The sequence below is a fragment of the Sulfitobacter sp. M368 genome (genome assembly GCF_025141875.1).
In the GTDB taxonomy this organism is placed as follows: Bacteria; Pseudomonadota; Alphaproteobacteria; order Rhodobacterales; family Rhodobacteraceae; genus Sulfitobacter; species Sulfitobacter mediterraneus_A.
Genome location: NZ_CP081113.1, coordinates 3,193,296 through 3,206,150, shown reverse-complemented (window position 1 = coordinate 3,206,150; position 12,855 = coordinate 3,193,296). Strand labels below are relative to the sequence as shown.

Below are 12,855 nucleotides of genomic sequence, written 5' to 3'. Positions count from 1 at the left end.
ACAAGTAGGATTCTTTCTTGAGCAATCGCGTCACCATCAAATCCATCGCCAGGGATCTGGGAATTTCCCATATGACGGTGTCACGGGCGCTTTCGGATCATCCGAATGTGCGCCCCGACACCCGAAAGGCGGTGCAAGACCATGCCCGCAAAGTTGGCTACGTCAGGAATGCCGCAGCCAAGGCAATGCGCGGCGACGGGACCAAGATTGTTGGTCTGTTGCTCCCCAATATCGTCAATGAATTTTACGCCCGCTTTGCCAATACGCTGGCGCAGTCTTGCGAAGACCATTCGTTGCATTTGATCATCCACTTGACCAATGATGACCCCGACACCGAATTGCGCGCCTTTGAGCGGCTGCACGAAGTGCAGGCGATGTCGGTGATCCATGTTCCAGCTCCGGGCGCGGGGCAAGATGTGGCCGCCCACCTAGGTGGAGTAAATGTGATCCAGCTGATCCGGGAGCAGGATGTGGGCCAGCCTGTGTCGTCCATTCTTGTCGAAGATCACAGCGCCATTGGCGCCGCCGTGCAGCATTTGGCGGAGCTGGGCCATCGGGCCATCGGCTATGTCGGGGCGGACGGACGTTTGTCCTCGGGCCGGGTGCGGCGCGCGGCGTTTGAGGCCGGTCTGGCGTCTGCAGGTCTTGCCCTTGACGCCAGTCGGATCGCGCTGGGCGCTCCGGATTTTATCACTGGCCAGGAAAATGCGGCCCGAATGCTGGCGGCAGGCGACGTGACGGCGATTGTCTGTGGCGGTTTCGAAATCTCGAACGGGGTGCTCAGCGTTTTGTTGGAGGCGGACCAAGAGGTGGTGCAGGGTATAGGATTTGTCGGATATGGCGATCCGTCCTACTACGCCTGGCTGGGCGGAGGCGTTTCCACCATTGCGATGCAGGTAAACGAACTCGCGCAAGAGGCCGCCCGCCTTGCCGCTTGCCTGCCCGCAGAGCAGCACATCAACAGACGGGTCTTTGACGCCTCATTTGTTATGCGAAACACCCATCTTGCGCTGGCACATCGCCGCGCCTGATTCTCACGCAGGGCGCTGATTGCCCTGCCATGTCATGGGTTGCCATGCGCCGTGACCGGGCAGGCTGTGTAATGCGCGGTCGCGGACTATCACTTGCCCCCGCGAAAGGACGGTCACCGGCATGCCTGTGACGGTGGTTCCTTCAAAGGGGTTGTAGCCAACATTGTCTTTGAGATCATTGGCGCCATAGGTGTAGCTCAATTCAGGGTTCCAAATGGCGATATCTGCATCGAACCCCGGCGCGATTGCGCCCTTGTTGATCAGGCCGAATGCCTGTGCAGGGGCCGTTGCGGTGACGCGTGCAAAGGCATCCAGCCCGCCGCGCCCTTCGCTTACCATTGCGTTGAACATCAGCGGTAGGCGTGTCTCAAGCCCCGGCATTCCGTTGGCAATCTTGTTGAACGGGGCATCACGGCCGTTGGCGAACTTGCCGCTTGCATCCATCCGATAGGGGGCGTGATCGGATGTAACCAATGACAAGGTGCCATCGGCAATTGCCTCCCATAGCGCCTGCTGATCTTCGTGCGTGCGTTGCGGAGGAGAGCACATGAACCGCGCCGGATTGTCCTGCTCCAGAATATCCACCGTCATGAACAGGTAATGCGGACAGGTCTCGGCCTGAACATTCACCCCTTTCGCGCGCGCCTTGCGCACAATATCCGCCCCCTCGCGGGTGGATACGTGAAAGATCATGATCCGTGCCCCGGTGAATTTGGCAAAGCGGCACATGCGGTCAATCGCTTCAATTTCTGCTTCTCGCGGGTGTGACGCCGCGTGGTATTTTGGTGCTGTTTTGCCCTCGGCCAGCAATTTGTCGGTCATGTTGCGGATCAAGCCGTCATTCTCGGCGTGGAAACACACCAATGCACCGTCGCGGGCTGCGAGATCCAGAATGTCGAGAATGGATTTGTCGTCTTGCCGCACCTTGTCATAGGTGGTGAAAATCTTGATCGACCTGTGGTTCTGCGCGATCAGGGCGGGCAGATCTTCGGTTAGGTTGCCATTACCCGTATCGGCGACGATCATGTGGAAGGCGTGATCAATCATCGCGCCCTTTTGGGCGAGCGCGGCGTAATCCGCCACGACCTGTTTGATCTTCTGGCCCGGATGCTGCGCGGCAAAAGACACGACACAGGTTGTGCCGCCAAAGACCGCTGAACGGGTGGCGGTTTCAAAGGTATCTGCATTCATCAGACCTGCGCCCGAGATCTGTTCAATATGGCAATGGGTATCCACACCGCCGGGCACGACCAGATGGCCGCCGGCGTCAATCACCTCGCCAGCATCGCCGGGCAGGTTTGGTGCAACGGCAGTGATCCGCCCGCCTGCCACGCCCACGTCAGACCTCTGTGTCCCTTGGGGCGTCACCACCGTTCCGCCGCGAATGATGAGATCGAAAGTAGTGCTGTTCATGCCCGGTCCAACGCCAAATTTTGCATATTGAAATACTCAGTGTATACCATTTCTCACATCTTTAAAGATGCCTCGGATATAAATATGACATAGTCGAGCAAGCCACGAAGGAGAAACCATGGCCGATCCCGTTCAAACCTTGGGGAATTCTGCGTTTGAGCGGATGAAGGCGATGATTCTCGATGGCACGCTGGAGCCGGGCACCTTGCTGCGCGAAAAGAAGTTTGCCGACCGTCTTGGTGTGTCACGAACCCCGGTCCGAGAGGCGATTGGCCAGCTGATCAGCGAAGGCCTGGCGACCCGGTCTGCCGGCGGCACCCCCATGGTCAGCAGTGTGTCCCTAAGCGATATCATGGAGATCCTGCACGCCCGCAGCCTTCTCGAGTGCGAAGCCGCTAAAAAGGCCGCTCTTTCAAAGGGTTCATACGAGGGCTTATTGGCTTTGAGGGCGCAGATTGTAGGGTTTATCGAAGGGGAGCGGCCAGATGCGCGCACCCATTCAAAGCTTGACCGGGACCTGCATCTTGAAATCGCGCGTTTGGCCGGATCCAAAATACTGGTTGAGTTGATAGAAGGGCTTAAGAACAAGACCCGGATGTTCGACCAGGGGTCGATTCCCGACCGGCTTCTGCCCGGTTGTCATGAGCATTTGGCGATCATTGACGCCATCACCGCGCAAGCGCCAGATGCGGCCTCGGCTGCGATGAAGCTGCACCTGAGCAACGTGCGCGAAGCCATTATTTCACACATCTACCACCCGTTCTAACGCAGGCTCTTGCAGGTCTTTAGCGGATTCTGAGAGGAGCTATTGACTCGGTGTTCAGATGGTATACCGTCCGGATACCAAATTGACCCAGAGTGAGAAACCAGATGACTTTGACACAGGTAAAACGCCCAGATGACGGGATCGTGCTGGCCATCACCTTTCAGTATTATCGCGACCTTCCCGCGGCGATGGCCTTTTACGAGACTGTGCTGGGGTTCGATCTGGCCATCGATCAGGGCTGGTCAAAAATTTACCGGATCGACGGGCAAGCCCATGTCGGCCTCGTGGATGAAGCGCGCGGCATGCAAAACTGGGCCGAGGACAAAACCGTTCAACTGTGTCTGCGGGTGCCGGATGTCGATGCGTGGCACGCATGGGCCGCGTCCCAAAACGTCGAGGGATTAACCGCGCCGCGCGACAGTGCGGAGCTGGGCATTCGGGCATTCGTGATGAACGATCCAGAGGGATACCAGATCGAGGTGCAGACCGCGAAACCGGGGCACTGATCAGCGCAAACCCAATTCAATCAAACCAAAACAAGGGCGGCAAACCGTCCGGTTCTACCTTTCGCAAACGCGACCAACCAGAGGAGTTTCCATGAAATATCTGTCTCAAACCGCCCTGCGCGCCGGAGCTGTCGGAGTGGCTGTCCTAGCCGCGGCGGCCAGCATGGCCCAGGCCGATGGCAAGTCCGTGACCATCGGTCTGACATCCGATCCAAGCCACCTTTACCCCCTCGCGGGCGAAGAGCTGTCGTCCAATATCATGTATTACCACCTCTATGATCCGCTGGTGAAGCGAGCGGGGGATCTGTCCTTTGGGCCTGGTCTTGCAGAAAGCTGGGAGAACGTGGATGAGACCACATGGCGCTTCAAGCTGCGCGATGGTGTGACATTCCACAACGGCAATGCATTTACCGCGTCGGATGTTGTTTTCACCGTTGAAAAGGCCCGCGAGTCCATTCGGCCTGATCTGGTGGCAAACATCGCCTCCATCACCGCGGTGAATGACACGACGGTCGAGATCAAAACGCCCAAGCCCTATGCGGTCTTGCCCAATGATCTGGCCGAGCTGTTGATCCTTGATGAAGAATATACCACCGCCACCGGGGACACCGATATGGACCTCAAGCCTATGGGCACCGGGCCCTATATGCTGGATCAATGGATCAAAGAGGAAAAGCTGGTTCTGAAAGCCTTTGATGGGTATTGGGCCGGGGCTCCAAAGATCAAAGAGGTCACCTTCCGCCCGATCACCAATCCAGCCACCCGCACGGCGGCATTGCTGACCGGCGAAGTGGACGTGATCCAGGATCTTGCCGTGCGTGATGTGGACCGCGTGAAGAAAGAGGGCGGGTTCAGCGTTATCACCCGGCCAAGTCTCTTGAATGTCGTTCTGGCCATGGACATGCGCGAAAACTCCCCGACCATCGAGGGCAAGAACCCAATGACGGATCAGCGTGTGCGTGCGGCAATTGCGCAGGCAATTGACGTGGACGCGATCAACAAGATCGTGATGAACGGGCTGGCGACACCTTCGGATCAATATGTACCAGCGTCCCACATTGGACATGTCGACGGGTTGAACTTCCGTGAGATGTATCCGCTGGATATCGAGGGGGCCAAGGCTTTGATGGCCGAGGCAGGCTATGCTGATGGCTTCACCATGACGCTGGATGCCACCAACAACCGATATGTGAACGATGCCCAGATTGCACAGGCGTTGGCGTCGATGCTGGCCAAGATCAACATTGATCTGCAACTGAACATCATGCCCAAGTCCAACTTCTGGGGCTACATCCGCGTGCCGACCGAGAACTCCAGCTTTATCATGAGTGGCTGGGACGTGCCGTCGGGCGATGCCGGATCCATGTATGGTGCGCTTTTTTACACGCGAGGCAAGAAGGATGGCTATGGTCAGGTGAACCGTGGTTCCTATTCCAACGCTGAAATGGACGCACTGGTTGATAAGGCCGATTCCACCCCCAAGATCGAAGAGCGTGACGCCCTTCTTCAAGAAGCGACCAAGATCCTGATGGCGGATGTGCCGATGATCCCCCTGCATTACGAGCAGGACATCTATGCCGCCCGTGATGGCGTGATGCTTGAGCCGCGCGTGGACAAGTTCCTGTGGGCCTACGACATGGACGTTAACTGACCCCGTAACTGGCCCCAGCGCGCGATGCGCGTTGGGGTCATTTTTTTCCTATCAAACAAGGCTGATCGGCGCTGATGTTCGGATACCTGCTCAAACGATTGATCCAGATGACCCTCGTTCTTTGGGTGGTTTCGGTGATTGTCTTCCTGATGATGAGTTTCACTGGCGATCCAGTGTTCATGGTTGTCCCGATTGACGCCACCGACGCCGAGATCGCACAGGCCCGCCGTTTGTTGGGGCTCGATCAGTCGTTGCTGGTCCAATACGGCAAGTTTTTGACCAGTCTGGTGCAGGGTGATTTTGGCAATTCATACGTGTTCCGCCAACCTGCCATGACCCTCATTCTTGAACGGATGCCAGCCACGGTCGAAATGGTTCTGGTGGCGATGACGCTCGCCATTGCCGTGGCAATCCCCTTGGGCGTCTATGCAGGGGCCAACCCCAACAGCCGGATCAGCCGGGTTATCATGGCCGGGTCTCTCTTGGGGATCTCCCTGCCGGGTTTTTGGGTCGGGATGGTGTTGATCTACCTCTTCGCAGTTCATTGGGGGGTCTTTCCCTCTTCCGGCCGCGGCGACACGGCAGAGCTTTTTGGTCTGCGGATCAGCTTGCTGACTTGGGATGGCTGGCATCACATCATGTTGCCCGCGATCACCCTGTCCCTTGGAACCATGGCCATTTTGCTGCGCATGACCCGTGCCGGCATGATGGAAGTGGGGCGTCAGGACTTTATGAAATTTGCCCGCGCCAAAGGGGCGACGCGTCGCGATGTGCTGTATAAACACGGGCTGAAAAACGCGCTGATCCCGGTGGTGACAATCTTTGGTCTGCAATTGGGGGATCTGATTGCCTTTGCGACAATCACCGAAACGATCTTTTCCTGGCCCGGTATGGGGAAGCTTTTGATCGACAGCATCTACCGCGCCGATCGCCCGGTGATTGTGGTCTACCTGATGCTGGTGGCGCTGATCTTTGTGGTCATCAACTTTATCGTCGATATCGTCTACACGATGATCGACCCGCGCATCACGCTGAAATGAGCATATGATGACTGGCTTCTTCCGTTCCGAGTTTTTCCACAACTACAAGCGCAGCACCTCTGCTATCATTGGCAGTGCGCTTATGGCCTTTTTTGCCTTTGCGGTGCTGGCTGGCCCGTTTCTGGTGGCGCAGGATCCCTATGATATTGCCGCGCTGAACCTGATGGACAGCTACAAACCACCCATGTGGCTGGAGGGCGGCGATCCACGCTTTCCGCTTGGCACAGACGGGCAGGGGCGGGATGTCTGGGCTTCGATCCTCTATGGCGCACGGATCTCGGTGTTTATCGGGCTGGTGGCGATGATTGCTTCTTGTACGCTGGGCACTCTGCTGGGTCTGGTTGCCGGGTTTTATGGTGGCATCGCCGATGCGATCATCATGCGCATTGCGGACATTCAGCTGTCCTTTCCGTCCATTCTGATTGCCCTGTTCCTGATGTCCGCGGTGGGCACCGGCATCGACAAGGTTCTGATTGCGCTGACCGCCGTGGGTTGGGTCGTCTATGCCAGAACGGTGCGGGGCTCGACCCTGTCGGAGATCGAAAAGGAATACGTGCAGGCGGCCAAGGTGGCCGGATTGTCCAACCGCAAGATCATTCGCAAACATGTCCTGCCCAATGTTCTGACCCCCTTGATCGTAATCGCCACGATTCAGGTCGGCACCTTCGTATTGATCGAAGCTTCACTGAGCTTTCTGGGGGTGGGTGTGCCGATCACCCAGCCGTCGCTGGGCCTGCTGATCAAAAACGGTTTTGACGTGCTGTTCAGCGGCCTGTGGTGGACTTCGGTTTTCCCCGGTGTGGCGATCATGACCTTGGTTTTTGGCATCAACCTGTTTGGCGATTTCCTGCGCGACGAACTTAATCCGAGGCTCAAATGACCACGCAAACCAAGTCAAAGCCGTTGCTGGCGGTGCAGGATCTGCACACCCATTTCCACACCTTTGCCGGAACGGTCAAAGCGGTCAACGGTGTCAGCTTCGAAATCGGCGCAGGTGAGGTGATGGGCCTTGTCGGTGAAAGCGGTGGCGGCAAATCGGTTGTCGGGTTTTCCATTCTCGGCCTGATCGACAGCCCCGGAAAGATCGAGGGCGGGCAGATCCTGCTGGACGGGCAAGACCTTGTAACCGCAGGCGAGGACCGTCTGAGACAGGTGCGCGGCCGCGAGATATCGATGGTCTTTCAAGATCCGATGACCTCGCTCAATCCGTTGCACACTGTGGGTCGGCAGATGGATGAGGTTTTGTGCCTGCACTCCGATCTGGACGCAGGCGCCCGCAAGCAGGCCTGTATCGACATGCTGGAAAGCGTCGGCATCAGCCGGGCTGAGGAACGTCTCAAGGCCTATCCGCACCAGTTCTCCGGCGGCATGAGACAGCGGGTCGTGATCGCCATTGCCATGCTGGCCCGACCCCGGTTGATCATCGCGGATGAGCCGACAACTGCCCTAGACGTGACCATCCAAAGCCAGATCCTCAAGCTGATGCGCCAGCAGATCGCGGACAAGGGCGCGTCGATGATCCTGATCACCCATGATCTGGCGGTGGTCTCCGAAATGGCCGATCACATCACGGTCCTGTATTGCGGCAACGTGGTTGAGCGCGGCAAAACCAGAGAACTGATTGAAACGCCGACCCATCCCTATACCCGCGGTCTGATCGACAGCATCCCAGACACAGCAGAACGCCATGACCGGTTGAAACAGATCCCCGGCTCGGTGCCGGACATTCGAAACCTGCCCAAAGGGTGCAATTTCAAGGATCGCTGCCCACGGGCGCAAGCGCTTTGCGCAGAGCGCGAGCCGTCCCTCACGGCGCAGCATGGCTCGCTTTGGGCGGCTTGCCACTTCCCTCTCAAACCGGGAGAGCTTGCATGACTTCGATGTCTGATCCCATGTTGGATGTGCGTGATCTTGAGATGCACTTTGCCATCGGCGGCGGTCTTTTGGACCGGCTCAAGCTGGACAGCGGCGGCTTGCGGTTGGAAAACCCGGTTGTGCGGGCGGTGAATGGCGTGAGCTTTTCTATTGCCCGCGGCGAGATCATGGCTTTGGTTGGCGAAAGCGGATGTGGCAAATCCACGGTCGCCAAAACCATTGCCCGTATCTACAAACCGACCGTGGGCGAAATCCATATCGATGGCGAAGACATCGCCGGTCACGGGTTTGCAGAGATGCTGCCGGTGCGGGCCAAGATGCAGATGATCTTTCAAGATCCCTATGCCTCTCTTAACCCCCGCCAGAAGGTACGCGACATCGTGGCAGAGCCATTGTTGGAGCAGACAAAATCCGCGGCAGACCGCAAAGCCGTGCCCGCGCAGATCGAGAAACTTTTGGCGCGGGTCGGGCTGAACGCCGAACACGCGGGGCGTTATCCGCACCAGTTTTCCGGCGGGCAGCGGCAGCGGATCGGCATTGCCCGTGCACTGTCGGTGACGCCGGGATTGATCGTGGCGGATGAACCGGTCTCGGCTTTGGATGTGTCCATTCAGGCACAGATCCTGAACCTGATGAAAGATCTGCGTGACGAATTTGGGCTGGCCTATCTGTTCATCAGCCACGACCTCTCCGTTGTGCATCACATCGCGGACCGTGTGGGCGTGATGTATCTGGGTTTCATGGTCGAGAACGCGCCGCGCGATATTCTTTTCTCGCGCCCGCGGCACCCTTACACACGGGCGCTACTTTCGGCGGCGCCCAGTATCAAACCCAAGCGCAGCAGCGAAGAGATTGTCCTCAGCGGTGAGGTGCCATCGGCGCTTGATCTCCCGACGGGCTGCTGTTTCCGGACCCGTTGCCCCTTTGCATGGGACCGCTGCGCCCGCGAAAGGCCCGCATTACAGGACGTCGGTGCAGGGCAAACTGTGGCGTGCCACCTGACGGATGAGCCGGAAAGGGATCACCCATGACCACAATCGCACAGGCGCGTTTAGGCATTCACGACCCCCATGATTGCACCGATGCCAGCGATGAGCTGCCGATCCTGCACGCGATCTACGATACATTGGTGCGCCGGGTGGGCACCGAATTTGTTCCACATCTGGCACAAAGCTGGACGGTCAGCGAGGATGCACAGCACTGGGTTTTCGATTTGCAACCGGGCGTGACATTTCATGACGGTTCCCCCTGTGACGCAGCAGCCGTGGCCTCAAGCCTTGAGCGTATGGCACGTGCGGACAAAGGCTATACCCTCGGTGCCCCAGCCGTTTGGCGGCAATTTCTTGGCGGCGCGGCGCTGGAGGTTCTGAACCCACTTCGGTTGTCGGTCCGGCTCGCCGCCCCGATGGCGGATCTGCTTGATGTGCTGGAGCAAGGCTTCATCGTGGCGCCATCCGCCTTTGCTGCCCTCGATGCAAAGAACTACACCGTCCAGATCGGCAGCGGCCCTTACCGCCTTGAAGCGGTGTCAGATGGGCAGATCACCGCCACCCGCGTGGCGGATCATTTTGCCGGAACACCGGCCAACGCCAGGATCACCTGGAAGCTGGTTCAAGACCCGGCGGACCGATTGGCGCTGCTGGAACGCGGCGAGGTTGCGGTCGCCAACGGATTGGACTTTGATGCTTCTCGTGCACTTGGTGCGATGCGTCATGAATTTCTGTCCCCGGTCGCAATTATTTATCTGCTGAATGCCGCGCAGGGGCCGCTGGCCGATGCGCGGGTGCGCCTTGCCCTCAGCCTTGCTGTGGACCGCGATGCGATTGTGCAGACCGTGATGCAGGGCGCGGCCCGGCCGCTGCACGGTTTTGTCAGTCCAAATCACTATGGTTCCTGCCACACTGCGCCAATCACAATGGACCGAGAGACCGCGAAACGGCTCTTGGCCGAAGCGGGATATGGCTCCGGTCTGACCCTGAACGTGGACTGCCCGACCCGGCTCCCCGATGAGGCCGAAAGGCTCACTGCGGCTTTGGCGGTGCAATTGGCGGAGGTTGGGATCGCATTGGCGGTTTCCGTTCATCCGGAACGTGAAGACTATGCCCATATGGTGCGTCGCAAGGAAATCGCAGATCTTTGTGTCTTTGATTCCAGCCCGATGAGCACCTACCGTGTCCTTTATGAAAAGATCGACGCGCGCATCAAAGGATCGTGGTGGCAAGGCTATGAAAACCCCAAGATCGAGGCTCTGATCGACAAGGGCCGCATCACAACGGACCGCGCCGCGCGGGCGAAGATCTGGCAAGAGGCCTACCGGCTGTTGCAGGATGATCCGGCTTGGCTGACACTTTACAATCCGGTTCGGGTGATTGGTCTTTGGGGCGCGCACCCGGGTTTTAAGATGCCCGCGGACGGCGTGATTGACGTGGCAAGATTGCCAAAACTGGAGGCACCAGAATGATAGAGGCTGATACGCTTTTCACTGGTGGTTGCCTTGTGACCATGAACGATCAACGCGAGGTGCTGGATCGCGGCGCGGTGGCCGTTTCTGGCGGGCGGATCGTGGCGGTGGGTGAGGCTGCGGCGTTGGCCGATCAGGTGCGTGCAGCAAAGGTCATTGATTGCACCGACCAGATCATTCTGCCGGGTCTTGTGGATGTGCATGCCCATGCCGGTCACGGGCTGATCAAATCTATCGGCATGCACAACGGCAATAGGTGGGAAGAGATCTGCGGCGAAGTTTACACGCAAGCCTCGGACACGGCGTTCTGGTATGCCGAGGCCCGCCTTGCCGCGTTGGAGCGGCTTCGGTTTGGCGTGAGCACCGGGGTATCCCTGCTGGGCGGCGGTGACACAATCATGCGCACAGATGATCCGGCCTATGCCACGGCGCATTGCGAGGGGGTCATGTCCGTCGGCACCCGTTCGGTTGTTGCCGTGGGGCCAACCCGCGCCCCGCATCCAATTGATTATGCCCATTACAAAGGCGGCAGCCGCACAACCTATCCTGTGCGCTTTGAGCAGCAGTTCGAGACCTGTCAACATATCTTCGAGGCATGGCACGGCAAGGCAGATGACACGATCCGCATCGCCATGCTCTATCCCGTTTTGCGCGATGAGCATGAGCGCGACATGGCGCCTGAAGACTACGCCGCCGCCTGCGCACAAAGCCAGGCAGTCCGTCAGTTTGCCAAAGACAATAGCGCGGTCTTCACCCAGGACGGTCACTGGCGCGGATCAGTGCGCAGGGCAGATGAACTGGGGCTTTTGGGGCCGCAATCCTTGCTGTCCCACTGCATTGATCTGCACGAGGACGAGATCGCGCTGATTGCCGAGACAGACACCAAGGTGGCGCATAATCCATCCGCCAATGCCTCTATCATGGGGCGCTGCCCCGCGATTGAGATGATGGCGCAGGGGGCGACGGTTGCCCTGGGATCAGACGCCACAGCGCCGGACCGGTCGGCAGACATGTTCCGCCACATGCAGCAGGCGATGCATTACCACCGCAGGCATTTTCAGGATGCAGATGTCCTGCCCATCGGCAAGACGTTGGAAATGTGTACGATTGGTGGGGCGCGGGCCTTGGGCATGGAGGCCGATATCGGGTCTTTGGAGGTTGGCAAACGCGCGGATGTGATCACCGTTGATCTGCGCCGTGCGCATTTGTTCCCGCCCAACATGCCGCTGCACCGGCTGGTCTGTTTTGCAAATGGCAATGATGTTAGCAATGTGATGGTGGGCGGGGCCATGGTGCTTGAGGATGGCCGCGCAACGCAGGTGCACGAGGATGAGATCCTTGCCGATGCCGCGCGGCAATGTGCCGTGATGCTGGAACGTATCGGCGGCGGTCAGGCGGATATGGCCCTGCCGGATGACTTTTGGGGAAGAGAGGCAACACCCGCATGACCATCTATGTGATCAACCCCAACAGCAGCCAACACGTCACGGATGGCATTAGCCGCGCTGTTGACCCAATGCGCGCTGCCGCTCCGGTTCCGATTGAAGCCCGGACTCTGGCCGAAGGGCCGCCGGGCATTGAAACGCAAGCGCATGTGGATGCGGTCGTGGCCCCGATGCTGGCCCATTGCGCGGCTCTTGAAGAAACCGCCAGCGCCTTCGTCGTGGCCTGTTATTCCGATCCGGGATTGGCGGCGCTGCGCGAGCAATCAAACCATCCTGTGCTGGGCATTGCAGAGGCCTCCATCCTGACCGCGATGACCCTCGGCCGGCAGTTCGGCATTATCTCCATCCTGTCCACCAGCATACCGCGTCACATGCGCTATGTCGGGGCCATGGGCGTGATGGACCGGCTGGCGGGGGATCAGCCGCTGGAGCTGGGCGTGGCCGAATTGGCCGATGAAACCCGCACGTTCGAGCGGCTCATTTCCGTCGGCGAACACCTGCGCGACACAGCACGGGCAGACGTTGTTATTCTGGGCTGCGCAGGCATGACCGCTTTTCGCACCGATCTTGAAACCCATCTTGGCATTCCGGTGGTCGAACCTTGTCAGGCCGCCACTGCCATGGCGATCGGGCGGGTGGCACTTCAAAAGACACGATAGGACCAACA

General features: G+C 58.7%; 12 protein-coding genes. 11 read left to right on the top strand and 1 reads right to left on the bottom strand.

Translation table 11 applies throughout. The features are described 5' to 3' along the window. Nucleotides 1–17: 17 nt before the first annotated feature. Complete coding sequence (locus K3754_RS15830; protein WP_259938497.1) at nucleotides 18–1,031, top strand: LacI family DNA-binding transcriptional regulator; 1,014 nt, start codon at nucleotides 18–20, stop codon at nucleotides 1,029–1,031. Between the two features lie 3 nt (nucleotides 1,032–1,034). Here the strand turns inward: K3754_RS15830 and hydA are convergent, their stop codons facing one another. Beyond that, nucleotides 1,035–2,444, bottom strand: coding sequence for a dihydropyrimidinase (gene hydA, locus K3754_RS15825; protein WP_259938495.1), 1,410 nt, complete (start codon nucleotides 2,442–2,444; stop codon nucleotides 1,035–1,037). A gap of 118 nt (nucleotides 2,445–2,562) precedes the next feature. Here hydA and K3754_RS15820 point away from each other — a divergent pair, with 118 nt between their 5' ends. The 10 genes from K3754_RS15820 to K3754_RS15775 all read left to right on the top strand — a co-directional run bounded on the left by K3754_RS15820 (nucleotide 2,563) and on the right by K3754_RS15775 (nucleotide 12,847). Next, nucleotides 2,563–3,210, top strand: a complete 648-nt coding sequence (locus tag K3754_RS15820; RefSeq protein ID WP_203210181.1) for a GntR family transcriptional regulator — start codon at nucleotides 2,563–2,565, stop codon at nucleotides 3,208–3,210. A 104-nt stretch (nucleotides 3,211–3,314) separates the two neighbouring features. Further along, nucleotides 3,315–3,716 carry a VOC family protein gene (locus tag K3754_RS15815; protein ID WP_259938494.1) on the top strand — a complete coding sequence of 134 codons (402 nt, stop codon included), beginning with the start codon at nucleotides 3,315–3,317 and terminating at the stop codon, nucleotides 3,714–3,716. A 91-nt stretch (nucleotides 3,717–3,807) separates the two neighbouring features. After that, complete coding sequence (locus tag K3754_RS15810; protein ID WP_259938493.1) at nucleotides 3,808–5,367, top strand: ABC transporter substrate-binding protein; 1,560 nt, start codon at nucleotides 3,808–3,810, stop codon at nucleotides 5,365–5,367. A gap of 74 nt (nucleotides 5,368–5,441) precedes the next feature. Further along, nucleotides 5,442–6,407, top strand: coding sequence for an ABC transporter permease (locus K3754_RS15805; protein WP_259938492.1), 966 nt, complete (start codon nucleotides 5,442–5,444; stop codon nucleotides 6,405–6,407). A 7-nt stretch (nucleotides 6,408–6,414) separates the two neighbouring features. Next, the gene (locus K3754_RS15800; RefSeq protein ID WP_203210185.1) at nucleotides 6,415–7,287 is read left to right on the top strand and encodes an ABC transporter permease; all 873 of its coding nucleotides are present in this window, start codon (nucleotides 6,415–6,417) and stop codon (nucleotides 7,285–7,287) included. Beyond that, the gene (locus K3754_RS15795) at nucleotides 7,284–8,282 is read left to right on the top strand and encodes an ABC transporter ATP-binding protein (RefSeq protein WP_203210186.1); all 999 of its coding nucleotides are present in this window, start codon (nucleotides 7,284–7,286) and stop codon (nucleotides 8,280–8,282) included. The genes K3754_RS15800 and K3754_RS15795 overlap by 4 nt, the downstream gene beginning before the upstream one ends. Next, entirely contained in the window at nucleotides 8,279–9,313 is a 1,035-nt protein-coding gene (locus tag K3754_RS15790) for an ABC transporter ATP-binding protein (RefSeq protein WP_259938491.1), read from the top strand. The genes K3754_RS15795 and K3754_RS15790 overlap by 4 nt, the downstream gene beginning before the upstream one ends. Then, entirely contained in the window at nucleotides 9,310–10,743 is a 1,434-nt protein-coding gene (locus K3754_RS15785; protein WP_259938490.1) for an ABC transporter substrate-binding protein, read from the top strand. Before K3754_RS15790 ends, K3754_RS15785 begins: the two co-directional genes overlap by 4 nt. Continuing rightward, nucleotides 10,740–12,191, top strand: coding sequence for an amidohydrolase family protein (locus K3754_RS15780; protein ID WP_259938489.1), 1,452 nt, complete (start codon nucleotides 10,740–10,742; stop codon nucleotides 12,189–12,191). The genes K3754_RS15785 and K3754_RS15780 overlap by 4 nt, the downstream gene beginning before the upstream one ends. After that, nucleotides 12,188–12,847, top strand: a complete 660-nt coding sequence (locus K3754_RS15775; protein ID WP_259938488.1) for an aspartate/glutamate racemase family protein — start codon at nucleotides 12,188–12,190, stop codon at nucleotides 12,845–12,847. The genes K3754_RS15780 and K3754_RS15775 overlap by 4 nt, the downstream gene beginning before the upstream one ends. Nucleotides 12,848–12,855: the final 8 nt, after the last annotated feature.

Excerpts from the sequence above, each read along its gene's own strand:
- hydA (WP_259938495.1), bottom strand. The coding sequence starts at position 2,444 with ATGAACAGCACTACTTTCGATCTCATCATTCGCGGCGGAACGGTGGTG.
- K3754_RS15820 (WP_203210181.1), top strand. The coding sequence starts at position 2,563 with ATGGCCGATCCCGTTCAAACCTTGGGGAATTCTGCGTTTGAGCGGATG.
- K3754_RS15815 (WP_259938494.1), top strand. The coding sequence starts at position 3,315 with ATGACTTTGACACAGGTAAAACGCCCAGATGACGGGATCGTGCTGGCC.
- K3754_RS15810 (WP_259938493.1), top strand. The coding sequence starts at position 3,808 with ATGAAATATCTGTCTCAAACCGCCCTGCGCGCCGGAGCTGTCGGAGTG.
- K3754_RS15805 (WP_259938492.1), top strand. The coding sequence starts at position 5,442 with ATGTTCGGATACCTGCTCAAACGATTGATCCAGATGACCCTCGTTCTT.
- K3754_RS15800 (WP_203210185.1), top strand. The coding sequence starts at position 6,415 with ATGACTGGCTTCTTCCGTTCCGAGTTTTTCCACAACTACAAGCGCAGC.
- K3754_RS15795 (WP_203210186.1), top strand. The coding sequence starts at position 7,284 with ATGACCACGCAAACCAAGTCAAAGCCGTTGCTGGCGGTGCAGGATCTG.
- K3754_RS15790 (WP_259938491.1), top strand. The coding sequence starts at position 8,279 with ATGACTTCGATGTCTGATCCCATGTTGGATGTGCGTGATCTTGAGATG.
- K3754_RS15785 (WP_259938490.1), top strand. The coding sequence starts at position 9,310 with ATGACCACAATCGCACAGGCGCGTTTAGGCATTCACGACCCCCATGAT.
- K3754_RS15780 (WP_259938489.1), top strand. The coding sequence starts at position 10,740 with ATGATAGAGGCTGATACGCTTTTCACTGGTGGTTGCCTTGTGACCATG.
- K3754_RS15775 (WP_259938488.1), top strand. The coding sequence starts at position 12,188 with ATGACCATCTATGTGATCAACCCCAACAGCAGCCAACACGTCACGGAT.